General features: G+C 72.4%; 16 protein-coding genes and 4 riboswitches. Of the genes, 7 read left to right on the top strand and 9 right to left on the bottom strand.

Features of this window, described 5'->3' with window-relative positions; translation table 11 throughout:
* Positions 1-30 precede the first annotated feature (30 nt).
* From ACIPW5_RS02900 to ACIPW5_RS02880, 5 genes are read right to left on the bottom strand one after another with little or no spacing between them, the layout of a single operon-like run.
* Positions 31-858, bottom strand: coding sequence for an ECF transporter S component (locus ACIPW5_RS02900; RefSeq protein ID WP_401239451.1), 828 nt, complete (start codon positions 856-858; stop codon positions 31-33).
* Positions 855-2,510 carry an ABC transporter ATP-binding protein gene (locus tag ACIPW5_RS02895; protein WP_401239449.1) on the bottom strand — a complete coding sequence of 552 codons (1,656 nt, stop codon included), beginning with the start codon at positions 2,508-2,510 and terminating at the stop codon, positions 855-857. The genes ACIPW5_RS02900 and ACIPW5_RS02895 overlap by 4 nt, the downstream gene beginning before the upstream one ends.
* Positions 2,507-3,697 carry an energy-coupling factor transporter transmembrane component T gene (locus tag ACIPW5_RS02890; protein ID WP_401239447.1) on the bottom strand — a complete coding sequence of 397 codons (1,191 nt, stop codon included), beginning with the start codon at positions 3,695-3,697 and terminating at the stop codon, positions 2,507-2,509. The genes ACIPW5_RS02895 and ACIPW5_RS02890 overlap by 4 nt, the downstream gene beginning before the upstream one ends.
* 4 nt (positions 3,698-3,701) lie before the next feature.
* Positions 3,702-4,649: a hypothetical protein gene (locus tag ACIPW5_RS02885; RefSeq protein ID WP_401239444.1), complete on the bottom strand. Its 948-nt coding sequence runs from the start codon at positions 4,647-4,649 to the stop codon at positions 3,702-3,704.
* The gene (locus ACIPW5_RS02880; RefSeq protein ID WP_401239441.1) at positions 4,646-7,426 is read right to left on the bottom strand and encodes a prenyltransferase/squalene oxidase repeat-containing protein; all 2,781 of its coding nucleotides are present in this window, start codon (positions 7,424-7,426) and stop codon (positions 4,646-4,648) included. The genes ACIPW5_RS02885 and ACIPW5_RS02880 overlap by 4 nt, the downstream gene beginning before the upstream one ends.
* A gap of 137 nt (positions 7,427-7,563) precedes the next feature.
* A riboswitch (cobalamin riboswitch) is annotated at positions 7,564-7,634 on the bottom strand.
* A gap of 121 nt (positions 7,635-7,755) precedes the next feature.
* Positions 7,756-7,895, top strand: a riboswitch (cobalamin riboswitch).
* A gap of 96 nt (positions 7,896-7,991) precedes the next feature.
* Between ACIPW5_RS02880 and ACIPW5_RS02875 the strand changes: the two genes are divergently transcribed.
* Entirely contained in the window at positions 7,992-9,404 is a 1,413-nt protein-coding gene (locus tag ACIPW5_RS02875; RefSeq protein ID WP_401239439.1) for a hypothetical protein, read from the top strand.
* A gap of 87 nt (positions 9,405-9,491) precedes the next feature.
* On the opposite strand, the gene ACIPW5_RS02870 is transcribed toward ACIPW5_RS02875, so the two are convergent.
* Positions 9,492-9,980 (bottom strand): DUF4430 domain-containing protein, encoded by a 489-nt coding sequence (locus ACIPW5_RS02870; RefSeq protein WP_401239438.1) that lies wholly within the window; start codon positions 9,978-9,980, stop codon positions 9,492-9,494.
* Between the two features lie 166 nt (positions 9,981-10,146).
* Positions 10,147-10,220, bottom strand: a riboswitch (cobalamin riboswitch).
* A gap of 158 nt (positions 10,221-10,378) precedes the next feature.
* Positions 10,379-10,564: riboswitch (cobalamin riboswitch) on the top strand.
* Between the two features lie 193 nt (positions 10,565-10,757).
* Between ACIPW5_RS02870 and ACIPW5_RS02865 the strand changes: the two genes are divergently transcribed.
* The 6 genes from ACIPW5_RS02865 to ACIPW5_RS02840 all read left to right on the top strand — a co-directional run bounded on the left by ACIPW5_RS02865 (position 10,758) and on the right by ACIPW5_RS02840 (position 16,775).
* Complete coding sequence (locus ACIPW5_RS02865) at positions 10,758-12,257, top strand: CoA-acylating methylmalonate-semialdehyde dehydrogenase (RefSeq protein WP_401239435.1); 1,500 nt, start codon at positions 10,758-10,760, stop codon at positions 12,255-12,257.
* Complete coding sequence (locus tag ACIPW5_RS02860; RefSeq protein ID WP_401239432.1) at positions 12,254-13,408, top strand: acyl-CoA dehydrogenase family protein; 1,155 nt, start codon at positions 12,254-12,256, stop codon at positions 13,406-13,408. Before ACIPW5_RS02865 ends, ACIPW5_RS02860 begins: the two co-directional genes overlap by 4 nt.
* The gene (locus ACIPW5_RS02855; protein ID WP_401239429.1) at positions 13,405-14,493 is read left to right on the top strand and encodes an enoyl-CoA hydratase/isomerase family protein; all 1,089 of its coding nucleotides are present in this window, start codon (positions 13,405-13,407) and stop codon (positions 14,491-14,493) included. The genes ACIPW5_RS02860 and ACIPW5_RS02855 overlap by 4 nt, the downstream gene beginning before the upstream one ends.
* Complete coding sequence (gene mmsB / locus ACIPW5_RS02850) at positions 14,490-15,404, top strand: 3-hydroxyisobutyrate dehydrogenase (protein WP_401239427.1); 915 nt, start codon at positions 14,490-14,492, stop codon at positions 15,402-15,404. Before ACIPW5_RS02855 ends, mmsB begins: the two co-directional genes overlap by 4 nt.
* Positions 15,401-16,177, top strand: coding sequence for an enoyl-CoA hydratase (locus ACIPW5_RS02845; protein ID WP_401239424.1), 777 nt, complete (start codon positions 15,401-15,403; stop codon positions 16,175-16,177). Before mmsB ends, ACIPW5_RS02845 begins: the two co-directional genes overlap by 4 nt.
* Before the next feature lie 175 nt (positions 16,178-16,352).
* Positions 16,353-16,775, top strand: a complete 423-nt coding sequence (locus ACIPW5_RS02840) for a hypothetical protein (protein WP_401239421.1) — start codon at positions 16,353-16,355, stop codon at positions 16,773-16,775.
* Positions 16,776-16,808: 33 nt separating this feature from the next.
* Here ACIPW5_RS02840 and ACIPW5_RS02835 read toward each other — a convergent pair whose 3' ends face one another.
* From ACIPW5_RS02835 to ACIPW5_RS02825, 3 genes are read right to left on the bottom strand one after another with little or no spacing between them, the layout of a single operon-like run.
* Positions 16,809-17,936 (bottom strand): bifunctional 2-methylcitrate synthase/citrate synthase, encoded by a 1,128-nt coding sequence (locus ACIPW5_RS02835; protein ID WP_401239418.1) that lies wholly within the window; start codon positions 17,934-17,936, stop codon positions 16,809-16,811.
* A gap of 17 nt (positions 17,937-17,953) precedes the next feature.
* Entirely contained in the window at positions 17,954-18,859 is a 906-nt protein-coding gene (gene prpB / locus ACIPW5_RS02830) for a methylisocitrate lyase (protein ID WP_401239415.1), read from the bottom strand.
* On the bottom strand, positions 18,859-20,379 hold the full coding sequence (locus ACIPW5_RS02825; protein WP_401239412.1) for an MmgE/PrpD family protein: 1,521 nt from the start codon (positions 20,377-20,379) through the stop codon (positions 18,859-18,861). The genes prpB and ACIPW5_RS02825 overlap by 1 nt, the downstream gene beginning before the upstream one ends.
* Positions 20,380-20,457 lie beyond the last annotated feature (78 nt).

Raw genomic sequence — 20,457 nt, 5'->3', positions numbered from 1 at the left:
CGCGTGGGGAGGGCTGGCAGGTCCGCGACCTCATCCTCTCGACGCGAGGGTTTCCCGGATCGTGCCGGGCTCGAAGCGGACCGGGGCCTGGAAGCGGGCCTTGCGGGCGGCGCGGCGGAAGACCGTGAGGACGGCCGGGCCGGCCAGGCAGATGCAGACGAAGTTGGTGACGGCCCGCCCGGTGTCCCAGCCGAGGGAGGTGGCGAGGTCGAAGGCCAGGTAGCGCTGGAACTGCTCGGTGAAGGGCAGGCCGGGCAGGTAGGCGATCGAGCTGTTCGGGTCGAGGGAGAAGGGCCAGAAGGAGAGGTTGAGGAGGAAGCCGAAGAGGTAGCCGGAGAGCGAGCCGTACACGGCGAGGAGCGCGACCTCCTTGCGGCCGGTGGCCTTGGGGAGGAATCCGGCGAGCATGCCGACGAAGGCGCAGCCGAACATCTGGTACGGCATCCAGGGCCCGACCCCGCCCGTGATGAGGGCGGAGGCGAAGAGCGAGGTGCAGCCCAGGGTGAAGCCGAAGCCCGGGCCGTAGACGCGTCCGGCGAGGACGAGGATGAAGAAGACCGTCTCGATTCCGGCTGTGCCCGCGCCGAGGGGGCGGATCGCCGCGTTGACGGCGGACAGGACCCCGAGCATGGCCAGGGCCTTGGAGTTGATGCCGCCTTCGGCGATCTCGGAGATCACCACGCACAGCACGATGACGAGGAGGACCCCGAAGATCAGGGGCGGGGCGTAGTTCGACCCGAACTTCCCGGGGGCCACGAGGAACGGCCAGAAGAAGGCGACGATGCCGAGGAAGGCCGCCATGGTGATGACGATCCCGGCACGTGCACGGATGCGGATGGCTGCGGTGCGTGCGGTCATGAGGCCGGGTCCGTTCCGCGGTCGGTGAGCGTGGCGGCCGCCTGGGAGACGGTGAGGTAGGGCAGCGGGGCGAGGATCTTCGCGGTCTGCGGGGCGAAGACGGGGGAGGCCACGATGACCTCGGTGGTGGGGCCGTCGGCGACGACGTCACCCTCGGCCATGACCACGACGCGGTCGGCGGCGCGGGCGACGAACTCGACGTCGTGGGTGGAGATCACCACGGCCCGGCCTTCGGCGGCGAGGTCGTCGACGATGCGGATCAGTTCGCTCTTGGCGCGGTAGTCGAGGCCGCGGGTGGGCTCGTCCAGGAGCAGCACCCCGGGTGCGGCGGTCAGCTGGATGGCGAGGACGAGGGCGAGCTTCTGGCCCTCGGACAGGTCGCGGGGGTGGGTGGCGTCGGGGATGCCGGGCGCGAGCCGGTCCAGGACGGTGCGGGCCCGGATCCCGTCCGCGGCGACCCCGGACTCGGTGTCGGCCTGGTCGAGTTCCTGTGCGACGGATTCGAGGTAGAGGAGGTCGGTGGGGGTCTGCGGGACCAGGCCGACCAGTTGCCGGGCGTGCGCTGCGGACAGCTTCCGGGGGTCCAGCGGCTTCGGGCCGTCCGGAGTGCCGACGGCCACCTGGCCGGCCTTGCGCGGGCCGGATCCCTGGAGCGCCCAGAGGAGGGAGGACTTGCCGGAGCCGTTGCGGCCCATGAGCGCGGTGATCTCGCCACCGTGCAGGGTCAGGTCGACCTCGCGGACGGCCGGTACGCCGTGGTAGGCCACGACGATGCCGCGTGCGGTGAGGAGTTCCGGCCGGTCCGACGCCGGGGCGGGGCGGACCGGCGGGGGAACGGTGCCGGCCAGCCGGGTCCGCAGGGGGGCCGCGGCCCGGCGGGCGTCACGGATCGAGAGCGGCAGTGGGGTCCAGTTCGCCGCGCGGCCCAGTTCGACGATGGGCGGGGCGATGGCGGAGCTGCGGAAGATCTCGGCGGGTGTGCCGGAGACGACCTGGCCGTTGCCGGGGAGGTGGATGACGCGGTCGGCGTACTGGACGACGCGTTCCAGGCGGTGTTCGGCGAGGAGGACGGTGACGCCGAGGTCGTGGACGAGGCGGGTGACGGCGGCCAGCACCTCCTCGGCGGCGGTCGGGTCCAGGGCGGAGGTCGGCTCGTCCAGCACGAGGATCCGCGGGTGCGCGGTCAGGACGGAGCCGATCGCGACGCGCTGCTGCTGGCCGCCGGAGAGTTCGTGCAGGGCGCGGTGGCGCAGGTCGGCGAGGCCCAGGAGGTCGAGGGTCTCCTCGACGCGCTTGCGCATGGTGGCCGGCGGGACCGCCAGCTGTTCCATGGCGTAGGCGAGTTCCTCCTCGACCGTGTCGGTGACGAAACCGTCCAGCGGATCCTGGCCCACCACGCCGACCACGTCGGCGAGTTCACGGGGCGGGTGATCGGCCGTGTCCCGGCCGTCGACGAGGACGCGGCCGTACAGGGTGCCGCCGGTGAAGTGCGGGACGAGGCCGTTGACGGCACCGAGGAGGGTGGACTTGCCGACGCCGGTGTGGCCGACGACGAGGCAGAGTTCGCCCTCCTCGACGGTGAGGTTCACGTCGCGCAGGACGGGTTCGGCCGCGTCCTCGTACCGGACGGTGACCTGGTCGAAGTGGATCACTTGGGTTCCTCGGTGCGCTGGGGCGGGACGGCCGCACGGGCCGGCGCGGCCGGCGGCGGGGCCAGGAAGCCGGCGGCCCCCGCGAGGAGGATCGCGGCGGCCGGCACGAGCGGCAGGGTGGGCCAGCTGAGCGGGTAGATCGACGGGTTGAGTTCGGCCGCGTCGAAGCCGACGTTGGCGAAGAGCAGGACCGCGGAGAGGACCCCGCAGCCGGCGACGGCCCATTCGGCCGCGTGCCACGGATCGGGCCGGTAGGCGGTGCGGGTGATCCGGCGGCCGCCCAGGCGCAGTCCGGCGAAGCACAGCACGGCTCCGGCGCCCATCGCAGGGAGCCCGAGCAGCTTCGGGGCGGTCGCGTCGAGCAGTCCGTAGGCCCCGGCGCACAGGCCGCACATGCCGAGCAGCATCAGGGCGCCGGTGGCCCGGCGGGAGCGGCGGGTGGCGGTGCCGGCTCGGCCGTAGCCGCGCGAGTCCATGGCGGCGGCGAGGCGCAGGGACCGCTCCAGGGCGTCTTCGAGGACGGGGACGATGATGCCGCGCAAGGCCCGGAGCCCCTTCGAGCGGCCTGCCCGCAGGCGCTTGGCGCGGTGGACGCGCTGCACGCTCTGGACGAGTTGCGGGGCGACGCTGAGGGACACGGTGACGGCGACCCCCAGTTCGTAGAGGGCGCCGGGGAGGATGCGCAGGGCGCGTTTGGGGTTGGCGAGGGTGTTGGCGGCGCCGATGCAGCAGAGCATGCAGGCCAGGCGCAGTCCGTCCGTCGCGGCGGAGAGCAGCGCTTCGAGGGAGACGGGCCCGCCGAGCCGGATGCCCGCGTACCAGTCGGGGGTGGGGATGTGGGGCAGGGAGAAGAGGAAGTGGTCGCGCGGGGTGATGCCGGTGGCGAAGATCGCGCGGAAGGTGACGCGGATCGCGACGACGGTCAGCGCGAGGTAGAGGTAGTACTTGAAGCCGCGTGCCCAGGGCGCCTCGGTACGGCGCATGGTGATCACGTAGCCGAGGACCGCGAGGACGAGGAAGAGCAGCAGCGGGTTGTTGGTGCGGCTGACGGCGGTGGCCAGGGCGAGCGCCCAGATCCACCAGGCGACGGGGTGCAGGGTGCGGGGCAGGCGGCGGCCCCCCGTGTCCGGCGCGGGGCCGGGCACGGGCGGGTTCGCCGACTGGGCCGGGGTGGTGGTGCGGGGCACGCGGCTACTCCGTACGGCGTCGGCGCCGGGCGGCGTACACGGCGGCGGCGCCGATCAGCAGCACCAGTGCTCCGGTGGCGACGGCGGGCAGGTACGAACCGACGTCGTGCTGCGCGTCGGCGGCGGGCGCCGCTTCGACCACCTGGGGGCCGGGCGCGGCCACGGGCGGAGCACCGGATGGAGGGGGCGCGGAGGGCGTGGGCGGGACGCTCGGTGAAGGGCTTGCCGAGGTCGAAGGGCTTGGCGGGGCCGAGGGGCTTTCCGGGGCCGTCGGCCCGGGCGGCGGTGTCGTGGCCTGCGGGGTGCTCGGGGGCGGGTTCTCCGGCCTGGGACCGGTGTTGACGTTCGGCGGCAGCGGTGCCGCGGTGCGGGTGTCCGCGGGTGCGGGGCCCTCGGTGGGCCGGGTGTTCTTGGCGCGGAGCTGGTCGGGGGTGACGGTGGGCTTGCCCTCGGTGCCCTCGATGTTCGTGCCGCCGAAGATCCACAGGTCGACGCTGCCGGGCTTCGGCTTGTAGAGCATTGCGCCGAGCTGGCTGTACTGCCAGGCGTTCTGCCCGGGGTCGGCGTGCCAGTACGACCAGTACGCGGAGGCCGGCGGGGTCAGCACGCAGTCGTCCTGCTGCGGGGTCGGGTACTGCTTGCCGCCCTGGTGGCCGCTGTAGCCGATGCGGCAGATGAAGGCGGGACCGTCGTGACCGGTGCCGGTCGTGGCCCAGCCGCCCTGGTTGAGGAGCTCGTAGCCGGTGGTGGGGGTGGTGCCGCAGGAGCGGTAGACGGGGCCGCCCCAGTGGCTGAAGTCCACTGCGAGCACGACCCCCGAAGAGGTGGTGCACCGGCCCATCGGCTGCGGTGCGGCGTCCGCCGGGGCCGCGGTGGCGGCGAGGGCCGCCACCGTCAGCCCCAGCGCGGCAGCGGTCCTGGCCAGGGCGCGTACGAGGTGGTTGCGGCTCATGCTCCCGCTCCCGTCCGGCGGCGGCGCTTCGCGGCGCGGGTGAGGCCCCGGCCGCCGAGGGTCAGGGCCAGCGCGGCAGCGGCCAACGTGCCCACCTGGGCCCCGGTGGAGGCGAGCGGTCCGCCGCCGGACCCGGCGCCGCCCGCGGAGCCGGTGCCGGTGCCGCCACCGTTCTCGCCCGGCGTCACGATGACGGGCGAGCCGTTGCCTCCGGAGGTACCACCGGACGTTCCGCCGGAGATGGTGGGGAGGGGCTGGGGGGTGGTGCCGGTCAGGTCGCGGGTCAGCGTGCCGAAGGAGATGCCGGTCGCGCCGCCGACGGCCTGGGCGGAGGCGCGCAGGTCGGAGCCGGTCTGGCCGCCCTTGGCCACGTTGAAGCCGCCGTCGCCGTTCTGCTGGCTCAGCAGGAACGTGCGGGCCTTGGCGATCTGGGGGCCGTACTTGGGTGCGTCCAGCGAGAGCCCCTGGACGGCGAGGGCCGTGGAGTTGACGGAGTTTCCGGAGGCGCCGGGGAAGCCGCCGTCCTCCTTCTGCTGGGCGGCGAGCCAGGCGATGGCCTTGTCGACCGCAGCCTGGGAGCCGGCGTCGGGGAGCAGGTCCACCGTCATGGCGGCCATGGCCGTCGAGTCCACTTCGGGACCGCTGGGCTCGCCGATCAGGCTCACCCAGGCACCCGAAGGTTCCTGGAGGCTCTTGAGGTAGGCGGCGGGCTCGGCCGCGGCGGCCTGCTCACCGGCGCGGAGCTGGGCCATGACGCCGAGGGACTGCTTGAAGACGGAGGTGGCGTAGGCGTAGTTGCCCTTGGCCGCGCACTGCTGGACGGTGGAGGTCCTGGCCTGGCAGGTGATCTTGGCGAGCGCGGCGATCAGGTCCTGGCCGCCGAAGTTCCGGGGGTCGCGGCCCACGGCTTCGGCGAGTACGGCCGCCTTTCCGATGGAGCCGCCGCTCGCGTACTTGGTGCCGATGAGGGTCCAGTCGTGGATGCCGCGCTTCTGGCCGTCCTTGCCGCCCTTGTCCATGAAGTCGACGATGTTGCGCAGGGCGGCGTTGTCCTCGCCGGTGGCGGCGAGGGCGTACGCGCCGTCGATGGTCAGGCCGTATTCGGCGAAGCCCGTGCCGGGCTCGCTCTCGTAGAACCGGCCCTGGACCAGCCGGGACGGTGCGGTCAGGTACGCGGCGCCCTTCTTCAGGTCGGGACCTTCACCGGCCGGGGGCGTGGTCGGCGGGTTCGTGGGCGTCGGCGGAACGGCCGGCTTGGCGGTCAGGGTGGCGAGATCGCTGCCGGCGCCCGCGATGGCGGACGTGGAGGTGGGGGACAGCCTCGGTTCGGTGTCGTCCTCGGAGAAGCCGAAGCCGCCGGCCGGCAGCTGCCGCTTGGAGAGCCAGGAGACGCCGGCGTCCGCGAACGCCTCGTCGCCGAGGGCGCGCAGTGCCTGCGCGGCCCAGCCGGTGGCGGCCGGGTTGCCGGTGGTCTCGTAGTAGACGGCGGGCCAGGCGCCGGTGGGCAGCTGGGTCCGCTTCAGGTAGCCGCGGGCCTTCTGGAGCACCGCCTCGTGGCCGCCGCCCCGTTCCAGGGCCAGGGTGATCAGGCCGGTGGCGCCGGCCTCGCTCTCGCAGCCGGGGCTCCCGGGCCGGATGAGGATGCTGGTGAACCCGCCGTCCTCGCACTGGAGGGCGGTCAGCCGGGCCACGGAGCCGGGGGGAGGGGTCATACCGGCGTTGACCAGGGCGATGACGGCCATGGCCTGCGCGTCGGCCTGTCCGGTGGTACGGAAGTCGCCCTTGGTGAAGCAGCCTTCGACCCTCGCGCCGTCGCCGATGTCGCGGGGGCAGGCGTACTTCACGAGGTCGCCGAGCAGGTCGTGGCCGCCGAACGCGCGGGGGTCCTTGCCGGTGGCCTCGGCGACCAGCGCGAGGCGGGCGGCGGCGGTGGCGTCCGGGATGCCGTCTTTGCCGGCCGGGTAGGCGTACGCGTCGGTCTGCGCGGGCGTGGCGAGGAAGTCGGCGATCTTCTTCGCCACCGGGCTCTTGCGGTCGGCCGCCGCCAGGGCGAACACGGCCTCCGTGGTGAGGAAGTGGTTCGGGGTCGTGGAGCCCTCGTCGACGACGCGCTCCCCGTCCTTCAGAGTGCCGGTGACCCAGCGGGTGGCGGCCGGTACGTCGATCCGGCCGGCGGGCACCTTGGGCGGGGACGTCGGGACGTTCGGGTCGGGAGTGGTGTAGCCGCGCACGTCGTCGGGGGTGAAGGACGGCTGGCCCTTCGTGCCGCCGCCGATGTCGGTGCCCCCGTAGACCCAGGCCTCGACGTCGCCCGGCCCGGGCTTGCGGGCCATGGCCCCCAACTGGCTGTAGGACCACTTGCGCTGCCCCGGCGAGGCCGTCCAGTACGACCAGTAGGCGGTGGCCTGCGGCGTGAGGACGCAGGCCTCCTTGGCCGGGGTGGGGTACTGCGTACCGGCGCCCTTGCCGATGCGGCAGATGAAGGCGGGGCCGTCGTGGACGGTTCCCGTCATGCTGAACCCGGCGGTCTGCAGCAGCTCGTAGCCGGTGGTGGGCGTGGTGTCGCAGCCCTTCTCCACCTTGCCGCCGAAGGGGCCGAAGTCGACTGCGACGATCGCCCCGCTGGTGGACGTGCACCGCTCGATCGGGTCGGCCGCGGCGGACACCGTACCGCCCACGAAGGCCACGCCCGCGGCGAAGGTCAGCAGCGCCGCCGATACGAGCGACAGCAGCCCCTTGCCCCCCAGGTGTCGCTCTGCTTGCTGTGCGGTCCCCACCACGGCCCCTCGTGTCGGCCGGGCGGACCAGTGCGTGGCAAAGGGGCTTCCACGGCGCCGGTACGGCCATGAGGGAAGCCCGTTCGAACCACGCCGTAGTCCGCGACGGCGTTTCTCGCTGCAAAAATCCGGCTCCAGGCATTCCGACTCGCCCGGACGGAACCGGGCCTACGGTTGCGGGTCAGCGCCGGATTTCGACCGGCTTCCCCTGGAGCTGAGTGCTCATCAGTCGGAGTGGACCACGGGGATAAAGACAGCGTCAAGGTGGTCTGCGTCTCATGTGACACCGCTCCGGCGGCGCTCGCATCGGTCCCCGGCACCGTGGCTGGCGGAGGGTTGATCACTCGGGTAGCGTCCTGGGCTGCCACGTGGGGGAACCCGGTGCGAATCCGGGGCTGACGCGCAGCGGTGTGGGACGGCAGGGGGCCGTCGCCGAGCCCGAATGCCCATCTGGCGAGTCACCTCACAAGCCGTACCACGCGTTCGGACGGCCGCCGCCGAGCTCCGGGCTGCCCGCCCGCACGAGCCACGGCCGGGTCGGCGTCCCCCATTCCAGGAGCAGGCCATGTCCCATACCCGTACCTCCCGCCACCTCGCGCTCGCGGTGCCCGCAGCACTCGGTGCCCTCGCCCTCACGGCCCTGCCGGCCTTCGCCACGTCCTCGCCCGCCCAGATCGCCACGTCCAAGACCAACGGCGTGGCCTATCTCAAGTCCCTCCAGGCCGCCGACGGTTCGTACGCGGGCAGCGGTCTGTCGAACGAGTGGGCGTTCAGCGCGTTCGCGGCCACCGGCACGGCCGTCGTCGACGTCTACCCGGGCGGCGACACGACGAAGAACGCGCGCACCGTCTACCGCAACCTGCTGTCCACGGCGGGCTGGCCGCAGGCCTCCCCGGTGGTCACGGACTACGAGCGCGGCACGCTCAACGCGTACGCGGCCGGCATCGACCCGGCGCGCGTCTCCGCCTCCCGGAACCTCATCGCCCACGTCTACTCCTACTGGCAGACCGCCGAAGCCGGCTACTTCGGCCCGTCCGGGAACTTCAACGGCACCGTCTTCGCCGCTCTTTCGCTGGGCGGTGCCAAGACCCAGGCCGGCGGGGCACGCGTCCCGCAGGCGCTGACCGACTCCATGGTCACCCGCATCCGCGCCAACCAGCACGTGGACGGCGGCTGGACCTTCAACAAGGCCGAGGGCAACCCCACGGTCCTGAACTCCGCGAGCGACGTTGACATGACGGGCGCGGCCATGGCGGCCCTCTGCGTCTCCGGTGTCCCGAACACCGACACCGACGTCGTCCAGGCGAAGAACTTCCTCAAGAGCACCCTGGTCTCCACCAACGGCGCCTTCAGTTCCCTGTACGGAGTCAACACCAGCTCCAACGGCTGGGGCGTGGCGGGCCTCAACGCCTGCGGCTTCAACCCGCAGACCGGCGACTTCCTCACCGGCAGCGGCAAGACCCCGGTCGACTTCCTCATCGCCAACCAGTACAACCCGGCCGGCGGCTTCAAGTACAAGCCCTCCGACACCACGCCCACGGCCTACGCGTCGATCGACGCCCTGCGCGCCGTCGCCGGCGGCGGGTTCACCACGGCTCCGCCCGTCCCGGTCACTCCCGGAGCCCCGCAGTGGGTCGCCCAGTCCACGTTCACCGCCGGTACGGCGACCAAGCTGGCGCTGACCGTCGACGACGGCGCCGGCAACCTCAAGGTCTGCTCGGTGGCGTTCACGCCGACCGGTACGACCACGACGCTCGGCGACGTGCTGGCTGCCGCGACCTCGGCCGCCACCCCCTCCGGCTGCGTCACCGGTGTGACCCCGTCCTCCGGGACCGGCACGATCACGACGGTCAACGGCAAGGCCAACAGCGGCTCGAACACCTGGAAGGTCAGCGTCGACGGATCCTCCTTCGCCGGGGCGCTGCGCGAGAAGGTCGTCAACGTGGGCGACACCATCGCCCTGCGCTGGGGCGCCTGATCACGTCGACGACGGAGCGGGTCGCGGGCCCGGAACCCGCAACCCGCTCCGCCGCACCGTGGGAGGCACGGGCGGCGTGACGAGGGCCTAGAAGGACGTCCAGGTGAAGGACACCTGATCGCCGGCGTTGAGCTTGAACTGGCAGCCTCCGACCGGGGTGGGGGTGCCGTTGACGGCGATGCTCCAGTAGGCGGAGCCGCCGCCGCTGACGTTCTTGATCGTGTCGACGGAGAAGTCGTCGAAGGACGCGTACCACGTGCCGTCCCAGGCGAAGTAGTTCAGGCGCGCCGCGTCGTCGAGCGCGGCCGTCGGGGTGGGGACCTTGGACGGGTTGGCGCCGCCGTTGGTGCCGTCGCACTTGTGGGTGCCGCCGGTGCTGGTCGTGACGTCGTGGCCCTTCGTCTTTATCTTGCCCTTGAACAGCAGCCCGTTGGGGCCCTGAACGGTGAGGCCGACCTTGACGGCCGCGTTCGTGTTCGGCTTGGGGGCGGCCTCGGCCACGGCCGGAGCGGTGGCGAGCGCGAGGCCGAGGGCGGCGGTGGTGATCACTGAACGGCGGGCGAGGAGCCGGCGCATGGTGCCTTCTTCCGGAGGGGGACGACGGGTCCGAGCCGACGGCCCCTCCGCCCCGTGTGCCCGTCCCCTGCTCGCTTCCACGAGGGAAGGGGCAGGGGACGCAGGCCCGGGGTGGGGGCTTCGCGCTGCAGACCATGACAGTGAGAAGCAGTACGCATCGCACCCCGGGCAGTCCGGCTCACGGTGCCTTCCGGCCCGTTCACGGTTGCAGGTCAGCGCCGGATTCCCACCGGCTTCCCCCAGTTGTACGTGCATTCGGTTGTGAGCTCCCGCCACGTGGGCCGGAGCAGGACGCATCGTACGGTCTGGTGGGCATGTGCCGGAAGCGGATCCCGCAAGACGAGGCGCATGCCGCGACTCCAGGCCCGCCCGAGTGGTGGGTCTGGACTTACTAGGACGTCCAACTATATGTTCGTGGCACAAGGTCCGCGGTGCAGGGAAGCCGGTGAGAAACCGGCACGGTCCCGCCACTGTGACCGGGGAGTGTGCTGCCATCCACACGCCACTGACGAGGTCGGTCGGGAAGGCGGGCGGCGCGCGGGGATCCGGGAGTCAGGATACCGGCCGCGGATTGTTCCGTGTTGTCCACGAGGATGGAGCAGACACGCATGGCACCGGTTTGTACCCACGACCCTGGTGATCCGGCGGAGCGCGCGCACACCGATTTCCCGCGCTCGTAGTTCTCACGGCTTCCCCGCAGCGGCGCACCCACACCCGGGTGCCGTCCGCCGGCCTGCCGTGCCATCCCCGGATCCAACCTGACGAGAGCAGGCATCCATGGTCCGTGAACTCACCCATTTCATCGGCGGAAAGCACACCACCGGCACGTCCGGGCTCTTCGCCGACGTGTACGACCCCAACACCGGCGCCGTCCAGGCCCGTGTCCCGCTGGCCGGACGCGCCGACACCGAGGCGGCGATCGCCAACGCCGAGGAGGCGCAGGCGGAGTGGGGGCGGTGGAACCCGCAGCGCCGGGCCCGCGTCCTGCTGCGCTTCCTCCAGCTCGTCGAGGGTGAGCGGGACTCCCTCGCGCGGCTGCTGTCCGCCGAGCACGGCAAGACCGTCGCCGACGCCCACGGGGACCTGCAACGCGGCCTGGAAGTAGTGGAGTTCGCCGCCGGCATCCCGCACCTCCTCAAGGGGGAGTTCACCGACAACGCCGGCACCGGCATCGACGTGCACTCCCTGCGCAGCCCCCTCGGCGTCGTCGCCGGCATCACCCCCTTCAACTTCCCGGCCATGATTCCGCTGTGGCAGGCGGCGCCCGCCCTGGCCTGCGGCAACGCGTTCATCCTCAAGCCGTCCGAACGCGATCCGTCCGTACCGCTGCGCCTCGCGGAGCTGTTCCTGGAGGCCGGTCTGCCGCCGGGCGTCCTGAACGTGGTCAACGGCGGCAAGGAGGCCGTCGACACCCTCCTCGAAGACCCCCGCGTGCAGGCCCTCGGCTTCGTCGGCTCCACGCCGATCGCCGCGCACATCTACGCCACGGCCGCCGCGCACGGCAAGCGCGCCCAGTGCTTCGGCGGGGCCAAGAACCACATGATCGTGATGCCCGACGCCGACCTCGACCAGGCCGTCGACGCCCTGATCGGCGCCGGCTACGGCTCGGCGGGCGAGCGCTGCATGGCGATCTCCGTCGCCGTGCCCGTCGGCGAGGAGACCGCCGACCGCCTCGTCGCGGCCCTCAAGGACCGCATCGGCACGCTGAGGATCGGCCGGTCCGACGACCCCGGCGCGGACTTCGGTCCCCTGGTCAGCCGGGACGCCCTCGACCGGGTGCGCCGCTACGTCGACATCGGCGTCAACGAGGGAGCCGAACTCGTCGTCGACGGCCGCGAGTTCTCCCTGGACGGCCACGAGGACGGCTTCTTCGCGGGAGCCACGCTCTTCGACCGGGTCTCCCCGCAGATGCGCGTCTACCGCGAGGAGATCTTCGGTCCCGTCCTGTGCGTCGTACGGGCCGCCGACTTCGAGGAGGCCCTGCGGCTGCCGAGCGAGCACCCCTTCGGCAACGGCGTGGCGATCTTCACCAGGGACGGCGACACCGCCCGCGAGTTCACCCGGCGGGTCAACACCGGCATGGTCGGCGTCAACGTCCCCATCCCGGTGCCCGTCGCCTACCACACCTTCGGCGGCTGGAAGAAGTCCGGCTTCGGGGACCTGAACCAGCACGGCCCGGACTCGATCCGCTTCTACACCCGGACCAAGACCGTCACCTCGCGCTGGCCCTCCGGGGTCAAGGAGGGCGCGAGCTTCACCATCCCGACGATGGGGTGAGCGCCGTGACCACCACCCTCACCGAGGAGCAGCTCGCCCTGGCCGAGGTCACCCTCGACTTCGCGCAGGAGCAGCTCGCCCCCCACGCCGTGGCCTGGGACCAGGACAAGCACTTCCCCGTCGACGTCATCCGCCGGGCCGCCGGACTCGGGCTCGCCGGCGTGTACGTACGCGAGGAGCACGGCGGTTCCGGCCTCTCCCGCAGCGACGGCGTCCTCGTCTTCGAGACCCTCGCGACGGGCTGTCCGTCCATCGCGGGCTACCTCTCCATCCACAACATGGTCGCCTGGATGATCGACCGCTACGGAGACGGAGGCCAGCGCGCCCGCTGGCTGCCCGGCCTCTGTTCCGCGGCGACCCTGGGCAGCTACTGCCTGACCGAACCGGGCGCGGGCTCGGACGCCGCCGCCCTGCGCACCCGCGCCGAACGCCGGGGCGACCACTACGTGCTCACCGGGGTCAAGCAGTTCATCTCCGGTGCCGGCGCCTCGGACGTGTACGTGGTCATGGCCCGGACCGGCGAGCAGGGCCCGGGCGGGATCTCCGCCTTCGTCGTCGAACGCGACGATCCGGGGGTCTCCTTCGGGCCCAACGAGCGGAAGATGGGCTGGAACGCCCAGCCCACCCGTCAGGTGGTCCTCGACGGTGTCCGCGTGCCCGCCGACCGGCGGCTCGGCGCGGAGGGCGACGGCTTCCGCATCGCCATGAACGGCCTCAACGGCGGCCGCCTCGGCATCGCCGCCTGCTCCCTCGGCGGCGCGCAGAGCGCCCTCGACCGCTCCCTGTCCTACCTCGCCGACCGCGAGGCCTTCGGCCGCCGGCTCCTGGACGCGCAGGCGCTCCAGTTCCGGCTGGCCGACATGGCCACCGAACTCGCCGCCGCCCGCGCGCTGGTGCGGCAGGCCGCCGAGGCCCTGGACAGCGGCGACCCGCTGGCCCCGCGCCTGTGCGCGATGGCCAAGCGCTTCGCCACCGACACCGGGTTCGCGGTGGCCGACGCGGCCCTCCAGCTCCACGGCGGCTACGGATACCTGAGCGAGTACGGCATCGAGAAGATCGTCCGCGACCTGCGGGTCCACCAGATCCTGGAAGGCACCAACGAGGTCATGCGCGTCATCGTCGCGCGCGGACTCACGGAGACCCTGCGATGAACCACGAAGCCCCGCACGACCACGACCACGTCCTCCTGCGCACCGAGGGCCACGCCGCGTATATCACGCTCAACCGCCCCAAGGCACTCAACGCCCTCAGCCACCCCATGGTGCTCCGCATCGAGCAGGCCCTCACGGCCTGGGCCGAGGACCCCGCCGTCGCCCTCGTCGTCATCGAGGGCGCCGGGGACCGGGGCCTGTGCGCGGGCGGGGACATCCGCGCGATCTACGAGGACGCCCGCACCGGCGGCACCGCCTCGGCGGACTTCTGGCGGGACGAGTACCGCCTCAACGCGCTGATCGCCCGCTACCCGAAACCCTACGTCGCCCTCATGGACGGCATCGTCATGGGCGGCGGGGTCGGGGTCTCGGCCCACGGCAGCGTCCGGATCGTCACCGAACGCTCCAGGATCGCCATGCCGGAGACCGGCATCGGCTTCGTCCCCGACGTCGGAGGCACCTACCTCCTCGCCCTGGCTCCGGGAGAGCTCGGCACCCACCTGGCACTCACCGGAGCCCCGGTCGGTGCCGCCGACGCGCTGCTGTGCGGGCTCGCCGACCACTTCGTCCCGGCGGCGGCCCTGCCCGCGCTGTCCCGGGAGCTGGCCGTGGACCCCGTACCCGAAGTGCTCCGGCGGCACGTGCAGGAGCCGCCCCCCGGGACCCTCGCCCCCGCGCGCGCCGAGTGGATCGACCACTGCTACGCCGCCGGCACCGCCGAGGAGATCGTGGCGCGGCTGCTGGCCTCGGGCCCGGCCGCCGCGAAGGACGCGGCCGACACCCTGCTCTCCAAGTCGCCGACGGCGGTCAAGGTCACCCTGGCCGCGCTGCGCGGGGCCCGCAGGCTCGGCCCGCTGGAGCAGGTGCTGGCCCAGGAGTACCGGGTCTCCTGCGCGGCACTGTCCTCGCCCGACCTGGTGGAGGGGATCCGCGCCCAGGTCATCGACAAGGACCGCGACCCGCGCTGGTCCCCGGCCGCGCTGGAGGGCGTCACCCCGGCCGACGTGGACCGGTTCTTCGCCCCGCTCGACGCGAACGAGCTCGGGCTCGTCGCGACCACTTCGCCGCAGGAGGTCGTCTGGTGAGCAGCACCGTCGCATTCATCGGGCTCGGACACATGGGCGGGCCGATGGCCGCCAACCTGGTCAAGGCCGGCCACCGCGTCCTCGGCTTCGACCTCGTACCCGAGCTGCTCGCCGCCGCTGCCGCCGCGGGCGTCGAGCCGGCGCCCTCGGCCGCCGGGGCCGCCGCCGCGGCCGACGTGGTGATCACCATGCTCCCCGCCGGGCGGCACGTCCTCTCCCTCTACCGGGAACAGGGTCTGCTCGCCGCGGCCCGGCCCGGGACCCTGTTCGTCGACTGTTCCACCATCGACGTGGCCGACGCCCGGGCCGCGCACGAGGCCGTCGCCGAGGCAGGACACCGGGGGCTGGACGCCCCGGTGTCCGGGGGAGTGGTGGGTGCGGAAGCGGCGACCCTGACCTTCATGGCGGGCGGGGGCGCTGCCGAGTTCGCCGCTGCCGAGCCACTGCTGGCGGCCATGGGGAAGAAGGCCGTGCACTGCGGTGCCGCCGGCGCCGGACAGGCCGCGAAGATCTGCAACAACATGATCCTCGCCGTTTCCATGATCGGGGTGAGCGAGGCCTTCGTCCTCGCCGAGAGCCTGGGCCTGGACCACCAGGCGCTGTACGACGTGGCCTCCACCGCCTCCGGACAGTGCTGGGCCCTCACCGTCAACTGTCCCGTCCCCGGACCGGTCCCGGCCAGCCCGGCCAACCGCGACTACCGGCCGGGCTTCGCCGCCCCGCTGATGGCCAAGGACCTGGGCCTCGCCGCGAACGCCCTGCGGGCCGGCGGAGTGGACGCACCGCTCGGACTCAAGGCCGCGCAGATGTACGCCGACTTCGCCGAGGGGGAGGGTGCGGGCCTGGACTTCTCGGCCATCGTCCGCACCCTCCGTCCCGGCGGACCGAACCAGATGGGAAGCCCCGCATGACCGCCTACGAGACCGTCCTGCTCGAACGCAAGGGCCGGGTCGCCGTCCTCACCCTCAACCGGCCCCAGGCCCTCAACGCCCTCAACCTGCAGGTCATGACGGAGGTCGTGGCCGCCACGGAGGAACTCGACCGGGACCCGGACGTCGGCTGCATCGTCCTCACCGGCTCCGCCAAGGCCTTCGCGGCCGGCGCGGACATCAAGGAGATGCGCCCGCAGAGCTACATGGACATGTACCTCTCCGACTGGTTCACCGCCTGGGACCGGCTCGGCCAGCTCCGCACCCCCACCCTCGCCGCCGTCTCCGGCTACGCCCTGGGCGGCGGCTGCGAACTCGCCATGCTCTGCGACATCCTGCTCGCCGCCGACACCGCGAAGTTCGGCCAGCCCGAGATCAAGCTGGGCGTCATCCCCGGCATCGGCGGCTCCCAGCGCCTCACCCGGGCCGTCGGCAAGGCCAAGGCCATGGAGCTCTGCCTGACCGGCCGCACCATGGACGCCACGGAGGCGGAACGCGCCGGGCTGGTCTCCCGGATCGTGCCCGCCGACGAGCTGCTCTCCGAGGCCCTCGCCGTGGCCACGACGGTCGCGGACATGTCCAAGCCGGTCGCGATGATGGCGAAGGAAGCCGTGAACCGGGCCTTCGAGACCACGCTCGCGGAGGGCGTCCGGTTCGAACGCCGGCTGTTCCACGCCGTGTTCGCCACCGCCGACCAGAAGGAGGGCATGTCCGCCTTCGTGGACAAGCGTCCGCCGCACTTCACGCACGGCTGAGCTGAGCGCGACCGGAGCCCTCAACTGCGCTCGTCCTGCCGGGCCTTCGGCTGTCCTGAAGGCCCGGCACGGGACGGCCCGAACCCCGTGCCGTGTCCGTGCGACCGGTGTGTCATAGTCGGACCTCGTGTGGACAACGCTAGCGCCGCTCGTCGGCGTCCTGTTCGGCGGGCTCATGTCGATGCTGGCCCAGCGTTCGGCAGGACGCGCCCTGGAACGCGGCGAGGCGCGCCGCAGTGTGCGTGAACTTGCCGAGGCGCGCCGCAACGAGCGTCTCACCCACCTCATCGAATTCCTGTCCGCGGTGCAGGAAGCCGAACGGGTCGCGGTGGACCGGTATCAGCACAACCTGGCCGACGAGCAGTGGACGGCCCGGTCACGGCAGGTCATCGACCGGGTGTGGGTGCTGCAGAAGACGATCCACGTCCTGTGTACGCCCGAGGTCGGCAAAGCGGCACACAGCCTCGCGTCGGCCGTACAGGACGTGATCAGGAAGGGCCCCGAAGACCCGGGAGAGCCACAGGACGAGAAGGTCTGGGCGCACATCCGTCCGAGCCGGCAGGCGTTCCTCGATCTCGTGCGCGACCAGCTGAGCTGAACCCCGGGGACGAGCACCTCGGAACGACTCGTCTCAGGGGAGCGGGCGCTGATCCGGGCCGTTGTAGATGCCCAGGGGGCGGATCAGCGCGTTGTGGGCGAGCTGTTCGGTGATGTGGGCGGTCCATCCGGTGACCCTGCTCATGACGAACAGCGGAGTGAACATGGCTACGTCGAACCCCATCAGGTGGTAGGCGAGCGCGGCCGGGTAGTCCAGGTTCGGGTGGATGCCCTTGCGCCTGATCATCGCCTGGCGCAGGGCTGAGTGCAGTACGGCGAGCCGGGTCGTCTCCGGGCTCGCGGCCCGTGCGACGAGCCGGTCGGTGGCCTCCTGCATGATCGGAACGCGGGAGTCGCCGTGCCGGTAGACCCGGTGGCCGAAACCCATGATCTTGCGCTTGTCCGCCAGGGCGCGGTCGAGCCAGTCGGAGGCCTGCTCGGGGTCGCCGATCTCCCGGAGCATGTGCATCACGGCTTCGTTGGCGCCGCCGTGCAGGGGCCCCTTGAGCGCGCCGATGGCCGCCGTGACCGCGCTGTAGAGGTCGGAGAGGGTGGAGGTGACCACCCGGGCGGTGAAGGTCGAGGCGTTGAAGCTGTGTTCGGCGTAGAGGATCAGCGAGATCTCGAAGCAGCGGACCACCTCGGGAGCGGGGACCGTGCCGAAGCACATGTGGAAGAAGTTCTCCGCGTACCCGAGTTCCGGATCCGGCCGGACGGGATCCTGCCCGAGCCGCCGACGGTGGTCCGCGGCGACGACCACGGGCAGTCTGGCGAGCAGGCCCAGCGACTTGGCGAGATGGCCGGTGGTGCCCTCCTCGTCCTCGGTGGGGTCCTCCGCCCCGAGGAAGCTGACGGCGGTGCGGAGCACGTCCATGGGGTGGCAGGTCCGGGGCAGGCCGGCCAGCAGTTCGGCGGTGGTGCGGTCGAGGGGGCGCAGGGCCCGCTCCCGGGCCCGGAACCGCTCCAGCTCGCCGGCTCCCGGCAGCTCTCCGTGCCACAGCAGGTACGCGACCTCCTCGAAGGAGCGGTGCGCGGCCAGGTCCTGGACCGGATAGCCGCGGTACGTGAGGGAGTTGGTCTCTTCGATCACCGTGGAGATCGCGGTGGTGTCGACGACCACACCGGCGAGGCCGCGGTGGATCTCAGGCGTTGTGACGGTCATGGCTCACTCCGGTGGGGTCAGGTGCCGGGCGGCAGGGTGAAGTCGAAGACGCTTCCGTCGAAGGTGCCGTACGCCTCGTAGTCGAGGACCTCGTACAGGCGGGAGCGGGTCTGCATGCGGGGGAGGAGGGATTCCTGGGTCCCCTCCCGCGCGATCGTGCGCAGGCCCTCCTCGACCGCGCCCATGGCGAGGCGGAAGAGGGTCACGGGGAAGACGACGAGGTTGTACCCGAGGTCCTCGAGGGCGCGGGCGGACAGCAGCGGGCCCTTGCCGAACTCGGTCATGTTCGCCAGCAGCGGTACGTCGACGGCCTTGCGGAAGGCCTCGAACTCGGCCTCGCTGCCCAGGGCTTCCGGGAAGACCGCGTCCGCTCCCGCGTCCACGTAGGCCCTGGCGCGGACGATCGCCGCGTCCAGGCCCTCGACGGAGCGGGCGTCGGTGCGCGCCATCAGGAGGAAGTCGGGATCGCGTCGGGCCGCGACGGCCGCCCGCACCCGGCGCACCATCGCGTCGAGGGGGATGAGCGCCTTGCCGTCGAGGTGGCCGCAGCGCTTGGGGTTGACCTGGTCCTCCAGGTGGAGGCCGGCCAGGCCCGCGTCCTCCATGAGCTGGACGGTGCGGGCGGCGTTCAGCGGTTCGCCGAAGCCGGTGTCGGCGTCGACGAGGGCGGGCAGGTCGGTGGTCCTGGTGATCTGCTGGGCGCGGGCCGCGACTTCGGTCGAGGTCGTCAGGCCGATGTCGGGCAGTCCCAGGTCGGCGGCGAGTACCGCTCCCGAGAGGTAGACGCCGTCGAAGCCGGCCTCCTGGACGAGGCGGGCCGAGTACGGGTTGATCGCGCCGGGCATGCGCAGGAGCCGGCCCGAGGAGAGCTGTTCGCGGAAGCTCCGGCGCCTGGCCGCCGCGGTGGTGCGGGTGTGCAGCATCAGAACAGTCCCTTCGGGAGCGTTCCGTCGTACGCGGCGGTCCGGGCCGTGTCCACCGCGGGAAAGAGGGCGGCGAGCCCGCCGGTGTCCAGCTCCGCGAGCCGGCCCGCGGCGTCGAGGAACCGGTCCTGGGCGTCGGCCGTCACGATGCCGTCGGCCAGGGTGCGGAACTTGGCGGTGTAGGCGGCCCGGTCGAAGGGGCGCGCGCCGGCCGGGTGCGCGTCGGCGACACCGAGCTCGTCCTCGATGACGCTGCCGTCGTCGAGGGTGACGACCAGGCGCCCGCCGAAGGCCCGCTGCTCGGGGTCGGGGTGGTGGTAGCGGCGGGTCCACTCGGGGTCCTCGACCGTGGAGATCCTCTTCCACAGCGCGACGGTCGCGGGCCGCCGGGCGCGTTCGGGGGCGTAGGACCGCTCGTGGTGCCAGGTTCCGTCCTCCAGGGCGACGGCGAGGATGTACGGGACGGAGTGGTCGAGGGTCTCGCGGCCGGCCGTCGGGTCGTACTTCTGCGGGTCGCCCGAGCCGGAGCCGATCACGTGGTGGGTGTGGTGGCTGGTGTGCAGGACGGCCCCGCGGATCGCGGCCGTCGGGCCGGTCTTCTCGCGCATCCGCCGGGCCAGGTCGATGACCGCCTGCGCCTGGTACTCGGCGGAGTACTCCTTGGTGTAGGTGTCGAGGATCGCGCGCCGGGGTTCCCCGGGGGCGGGCAGCGGGACGGTGTACGCGGATTGCGGCCCGTTCAGCATCCAGGCCAGGAAGCCGTCCTCCCCCTCGTAGACGGGCGAGGGGGAGGTCTCGCCGCGCATCGCCCGGTCGACCGCCTCGATCGCGGCCTTGCCGGCGAAGGCCGGGGCGTAGGCCTTCCAGCTGGAGATCTCCCCCTTGCGGGACTGACGCGTGGCCGTCGTGGTGTGCACCGCCTGCTGGACCGCCTGGTGGACGGTCGCGGTGTCGAGGTCCAGCATCGCTCCGAGCCCGCAGGCGGTGGCGGCGCCGAGGTGGGCGACGTGGTCGATGCGGTGCTCGTGCAGGCAGATGCCGCGGACCAGGGCGACGTGCACCTCGTACGCGGCGATGATCCCGCGCAGGAGGTCGGCCCCCGAGCGGCCGGTGTGCTGGGCGACGGCGAGCAGGGGCGGGATGTTGTCGCCCGGGTGGGAGTAGTCGGCGGCGAGGAAGGTGTCGTGGAAGTCGAGTTCGCGCACGGCCGTGCCGTTGGCCCAGGCCGCCCATTCGGGGGAGACCCGGACGTCCGGCGGCAGCCCGAAGACGGAGGCACCGGACACCGCCCGGTGCGGTGCGGCCTGGGCCCGGGCCACCGCGACGGGGCGGCGGAGCAGGGAGGCCACGGCCACGGAGGCGTTGTCCACGATCCGGTTCACCGCCATGTCGGCGGCCTGCGGGTCGAGGGCGCAGGCCGGTTCGGTGCCGGTGGCCGCCTCGGCCAGCTTCCAGGCGAGCTGCTGCTCGCGCGGAAGGCGGTCGGCGCTGGGACGGACGCGTACCTCGTGCTCGATCACGGAACTCCTCGGGTGCGGGAAGCGAAGGTGTCGATGCCTCAGCCTTCCCCGTATCCGGAACCGATGCGACAGCTCCAA

Source organism: Streptomyces sp. NPDC090077, from assembly GCF_044747545.1.
Lineage (GTDB): Bacteria > Actinomycetota > Actinomycetes > Streptomycetales > Streptomycetaceae > Streptomyces.
Note: the sequence above shows the minus strand (reverse complement) of the source record. Positions and strands in the feature narration are given on the sequence as shown.